Source organism: Mesorhizobium sp. M7A.F.Ca.CA.004.04.2.1 (assembly GCF_004022825.1).
Lineage (GTDB): Bacteria > Pseudomonadota > Alphaproteobacteria > Rhizobiales > Rhizobiaceae > Mesorhizobium.
In genome coordinates this window covers 1-4,725 of sequence record NZ_RZPH01000434.1, presented here as the reverse complement: position 1 = coordinate 4,725, position 4,725 = coordinate 1, and the positions used below count along the sequence as shown (strand labels likewise).

The 4,725-nt window shown below is 64.3% G+C and carries 5 protein-coding genes and 1 pseudogene; 4 read left to right on the top strand and 2 right to left on the bottom strand.

Going from position 1 to position 4,725, the window contains the following annotated elements; genetic code table 11:
• On the top strand, positions 1 to 678 hold a 678-nt coding region (locus EN893_RS19365; RefSeq protein ID WP_164900958.1), incomplete at its 5' end, for an AraC family transcriptional regulator.
• Between the two features lie 72 nt (positions 679 to 750).
• Entirely contained in the window at positions 751 to 1,170 is a 420-nt protein-coding gene (locus EN893_RS19360; RefSeq protein WP_127268804.1) for a VOC family protein, read from the top strand.
• Between the two features lie 23 nt (positions 1,171 to 1,193).
• Here EN893_RS19360 and EN893_RS19355 read toward each other — a convergent pair whose 3' ends face one another.
• Positions 1,194 to 2,669: a cobyric acid synthase gene (locus EN893_RS19355; RefSeq protein WP_127268803.1), complete on the bottom strand. Its 1,476-nt coding sequence runs from the start codon at positions 2,667 to 2,669 to the stop codon at positions 1,194 to 1,196.
• The gene (locus EN893_RS19350) at positions 2,669 to 3,283 is read right to left on the bottom strand and encodes a dimethylsulfonioproprionate lyase family protein (protein WP_127268802.1); all 615 of its coding nucleotides are present in this window, start codon (positions 3,281 to 3,283) and stop codon (positions 2,669 to 2,671) included. The genes EN893_RS19355 and EN893_RS19350 overlap by 1 nt, the downstream gene beginning before the upstream one ends.
• A gap of 136 nt (positions 3,284 to 3,419) precedes the next feature.
• Between EN893_RS19350 and EN893_RS19345 the strand changes: the two genes are divergently transcribed.
• Positions 3,420 to 4,589: an isobutyryl-CoA dehydrogenase gene (locus EN893_RS19345; protein WP_127271451.1), complete on the top strand. Its 1,170-nt coding sequence runs from the start codon at positions 3,420 to 3,422 to the stop codon at positions 4,587 to 4,589.
• A 36-nt stretch (positions 4,590 to 4,625) separates the two neighbouring features.
• A pseudogene (locus tag EN893_RS40045) lies at positions 4,626 to 4,725 on the top strand (diversity-generating retroelement protein bAvd family protein); the annotation flags it as partial.

The window sequence follows — 4,725 nt, the reverse complement described above, 5'->3', positions numbered from 1 at the left end:
GAATACGCGTCCCTCACCGTACCGCTGGTCATCAGCTTCGCCGAACCCTTCGCCATCGGCCTCGGCAAGGCGCCCGGCGACAATGACCGCTTCGCCAGTTTCGCCGCCGGCCTCTTTGCCGGACCGGTGCTGATCGAATCATTCGGCGGCGCCTGCTGCGTCCAGGTCAACTTCACGCCGCTTGGCGCACGCCGTTTCTTCCGCCTGCCGATGAGCGAACTGGCCGACAGCATGGTCGTCCTCGACGACGTGCTTGGCGCGCAAGGCTTGGCGCTGCGTGAAAAGCTTGGCAACGCGCCGGACTGGACGGCGCGTTTCGACATGGCCGAAGCCTTCGTCACCGCCCGTCTCGAGAATGCCGCCGAGACGCCGCTTGAAATCGCCTGGGCCTATGACCGCATCATCGCATCCGGCGGCCGGACCCGCATTGGATCAATCGCCGAAAGGCTGGGCTGGAGCCGCAAGCATCTCGCCGGCAGTTTTTCCAACGCCATCGGCATCGGCCCCAAGACGCTGTCGCGCATTGTCCGCTTCAACCGCGCGCTCGGCCTGTCGAGACAACAGACCGTCGACTGGGCCGGCATCGCCGCCGATTGCGGCTATGCCGACCAGGCGCATCTGGTGCGCGAGTTTCGCGACCTCGCCGGCGAAACGCCGACCGCGCTCTCTGTCAGGTAACATTTCTTCAAGACGCCGGAACGGTCTTTGAGCAGGGTGGGTTATCGACCAACCCAAATGAAGGAGGTTCCCATGCCAACCACCACTGAAGCGCCCCGCCTCTACCCCGCTTTGCGCTACAAGAACGCGGCAAGAATGATCGATTGGCTGGGCGAGGCTTTCGGCTTCAGCGTCCGTGCCCGCTATGGCGAAGGCGATGTCGTGCACCATGCCGAACTGGTCTTCGGCTCCTCGATGATCATGCTGGGCACGGTGCGCGACGACGACTACGGCAAGATGGTCGGCGAACCCGGCTCAGGCGGCGGCAAGTCGATCTACATTGCCGTCTACGATGCCGATGCCGCCTATGCCAAGGCCAGGAACGCCGGCGCCACGATCATCCAGGAATTAACCAACCGCGACTATGGCAGCCGCGAGTTCATCTGCCGCGACCCGGAAGGCAACGTCTGGTCCTTCGGCACCTACTGGCCGAAGGCGGGCGAAAAGGCCTGAGCCAACCTCGGGCGCTCTGCGAATTACCGAGCCAGCGCAAAGATCGCGTCGCAGTCGAGATGGGTCTCCAGCTCGGCTGCGACCTCGTCCAGCGCCCGCTCGACCTCGGCCCGGTAGTCGATGCCGCCGCCTTTGATGCCGAGGCTTTCGAGGAATCTCCCGCGAAAGCCGTCGGCGCCAAACAGGCCGTGCATATAGGTGCCGATCACCTTGCCGTCGGCCGACACCGCCCCGTCCTCGACACCATTGATGACAGCGGAAGGCCGCAGCGTATCCGGTCCGATGGTGCGGCCGAGGTGGATTTCGTAGCCTTCGAGCGGCAAGTCGAACGGCACCGAACGGGCGCTGACGTTGCGCACCGTCTTTTCCGGTTCCATCACCGTTTCGACGTCGAGGAGGCCGAGCCCTTCGGCTTCGATGACGCTGCCTTCGATGCCGTCAGGGTCGCGCACTGTGCGGCCGAGCATCTGGAAGCCGCCGCAGATACCAACGACATGGCCGCCGCGCTTGCGATGGGCCAGCAAGTCGCGATCCCATCCGTTCTCGCGGAACTTCAGCAGATCGCCGATCGTCGACTTGGAGCCTGGAATGACCACCAGCCCGGCATCGGCAGGCAATGGCTTTCCGGGCGGCACGAACACCACCTCGACCTGCGGTTCGGCCTTGAGCGGGTCGAGATCGTCGAAATTGGCGATGCGGCCAAGCACCGGCACGGCCACCTTCAGCGCGCGCGTTTCGCCAGACGCCAGCCGTTCCAGCACCACCGAATCTTCCGAAGGCAAGCGTGCCGCCGCCTTCAACCACGGAACGACGCCGAAACAGCGCCAGCCCGTGAATTTCTCGATCGACCTGATACCGTCGTCGAACAGCGAAACGTCGCCGCGAAACTTGTTGATGAGATAGCCGACGATCATCCGTCGGTCCTCTTCCGGCAGGATCAGATGCGTGCCGGCGACCGAGGCGATGACGCCGCCGCGATCGATGTCGCCGACCAGCACCACCGGCACGTCGGCGCGCGTGGCAAAGCCCATATTGGCGATGTCGCGGCTGCGAAGGTTGATCTCGGCCGGCGAGCCGGCGCCCTCGACGATGACCAGATCGGCGCCCTCGCCGATCTTGCCCCAGGAGTCCAGCACGGCGTCCATCAGCCGGCCCTTCATCGCCTGGTAGTCGCGCGCCCGCGCCTCGCCAAACACCTTGCCCTGCACGATGACCTGCGCGCCGACATCGGTCTGCGGCTTGAGCAGCACCGGGTTCATATGGACCGAGGGTGCCACACCGCAAGCGATCGCCTGCAGCCATTGCGCGCGGCCGATCTCGCCGCCGCCGGCTTTGTTGTCGCCCGGAATGTCGGCGACGGCGGCATTGTTCGACATGTTCTGCGGCTTGAATGGCCGCACCTTCAGCCCACGCTTTTTTGCCGCGCGGCAGAGGCCGGCGACCAGCACCGTCTTGCCGACATCCGAACCCGTGCCCTGCAGCATGATCGCTCTGGCCATCAGCCCCTGCCCTGCGCCACGGTTCCGGCAATATCGGATTTCTGCGCCAGTGGCCCGCCGCGCCAGATGTAGAGCGCCAGCAGTGGGTCTTTGCCGGTGCGCATGGCGTGATTGACGTTGGACGCGTGGTGGACGACCTCGCCGGCCGTGCGCATGCAAAAGCCGCTCTCGCCCATGCGCCACTCGGCGCCGCCGGTCAGCGGAATGTAGATTTCCTCGGCGACGTGGTGGTGGTCGGGATAGACGATATCGGGTCCAAGGATCAGCAGGCCGGCAGCGACCTCGTCATTGGCGAAGTGGCCTCGGGTGCCGAACACTTCCAGCCAGCCGTAATTGTCGATGAACTCTTTTCCAAAGTCCGCCTCGCCATAGGTCTGCCCCCAGCGGAAATCATTCCGATGCTCGGCAAGCAGTTGCAACAGCGGCTTGGCATCTGGCGGCGCCAGTTCGGCGGCGCGATCGAGATGGCTCAGGCAGGCGAGCGGATGCGGCTCCAGCGTGCGAGCCGGCATGTCCCAGCCGATCCGGGCCACGGCATCGCGCACCAGGGCGTGATCGACTGACGCAAGGTATGCGTGGAACTGTCCCAGCAGTTCATCGAATTTTGTCGTCACATCGTGCTCCGGGCATGCATTGGTGCACAGCCGCTCCGCGAAGGGTCGGGTTGCGCGGCGGCATCATTGGTCTAGATTGGTGCGCGCGCAAAGCCAAAAACGACAGGCCAACAGGTCGAAGATTAGGGAGCACGCCATGGACGCTGCGGTCGATGCGAGCACCAACCAGTTCGAACTCAACGAGGAGCAGCGCGCCATCCAGGAGATGGCGCAGGCCTTCGCCGCCGACCGCGTCGCGCCGAATGCGCTCGACTGGGACCGCAACAAGCATTTCCCGGCCGACGTGATCCGCGAGACCGGGCCGCTCGGCCTCGGCGGCATCTATATCAGGGACGATGTCGGCGGCTCGGCACTTGGCCGGCTCGACGCCGTGCTGATCTTCGAGGCGCTTTCGCACGCCGATCCGGCCTTTTCGTCCTTCATCTCGATCCACAACATGGTGGCGTCGATGATCGACCGTTTCGGCAATGACGAGCAGCGTCAGCGCTTCCTGCCGAAACTCACCTCGATGGAATGGCTGGCCAGCTATTGCCTGACCGAGCCCGGCTCCGGCTCCGATGCCGCGGCCCTGAAAACGCGCGCGGTCAAGAGCGGCGGCGACTATGTCCTGAACGGCACCAAGCAGTTCATCTCCGGCGCCGGCGACAGCGATGTCTATGCCGTCATGGTGCGCACCGGCACTGAGGGGCCGAAAGGCATTTCCACCATCGTCGTGCCCAGAGATGCGCCAGGCCTCTCCTTCGGCGCCAACGAGCACAAGATGGGCTGGCATATGCAGTCGACCCGCCAGGTCATCTTCGAGGATTGCAAGGTGCCGGCGGAGAACCTTTTGTCCGGCGAAGGTGCGGGTTTCGGCATCGCCATGGCCGGGCTCGACGGCGGCCGTCTGAACATCGCCGCTTGTTCGCTGGGCGGCGCGCAGTCGGCGCTCGACAAGGCGCTTTCCTACACCGCCGAGCGCAAGGCCTTCGGCTCGAAGATCAACCAGTTCCAGGCGCTGCAGTTCAGGCTGGCCGACATGGAGACCGAACTGCAGGCGGCGCGTATTTTCCTCTATGCTGCCGCCGCGAAGCTCGACCGCAAGGCGCCGGACGCCGGCAAATGGTCGGCGATGGCCAAGCGCTTCGTCACCGATACCGGCTTCAATGTCGCCAACGACGCACTGCAGCTGCTCGGCGGCTATGGCTACCTGCACGACTACGGCATCGAGAAGCTGGTGCGGGACCTGCGCGTGCACCAGATCCTCGAAGGCACCAACGAGATCATGCGCGTCATCATCGCGCGAGCATTAATTGGAAGGCAGTAGGCAGTAGGCAGTAGGCAGTAGGCAGTAGGCAGTGAGATGACCGGCAAGATCAATTCCTACAAGGATCTTATCGTGTGGCAGCAGGGGATGGATCTGGCTGTCGCCACCTATTCTTTGACCAAGGCATGGCCAAAAG

Excerpts from the sequence above, each read along its gene's own strand:
- EN893_RS19360 (WP_127268804.1), top strand. The coding sequence starts at position 751 with ATGCCAACCACCACTGAAGCGCCCCGCCTCTACCCCGCTTTGCGCTAC.
- EN893_RS19345 (WP_127271451.1), top strand. The coding sequence starts at position 3,420 with ATGGACGCTGCGGTCGATGCGAGCACCAACCAGTTCGAACTCAACGAG.
- EN893_RS19355 (WP_127268803.1), bottom strand. The coding sequence starts at position 2,669 with ATGGCCAGAGCGATCATGCTGCAGGGCACGGGTTCGGATGTCGGCAAG.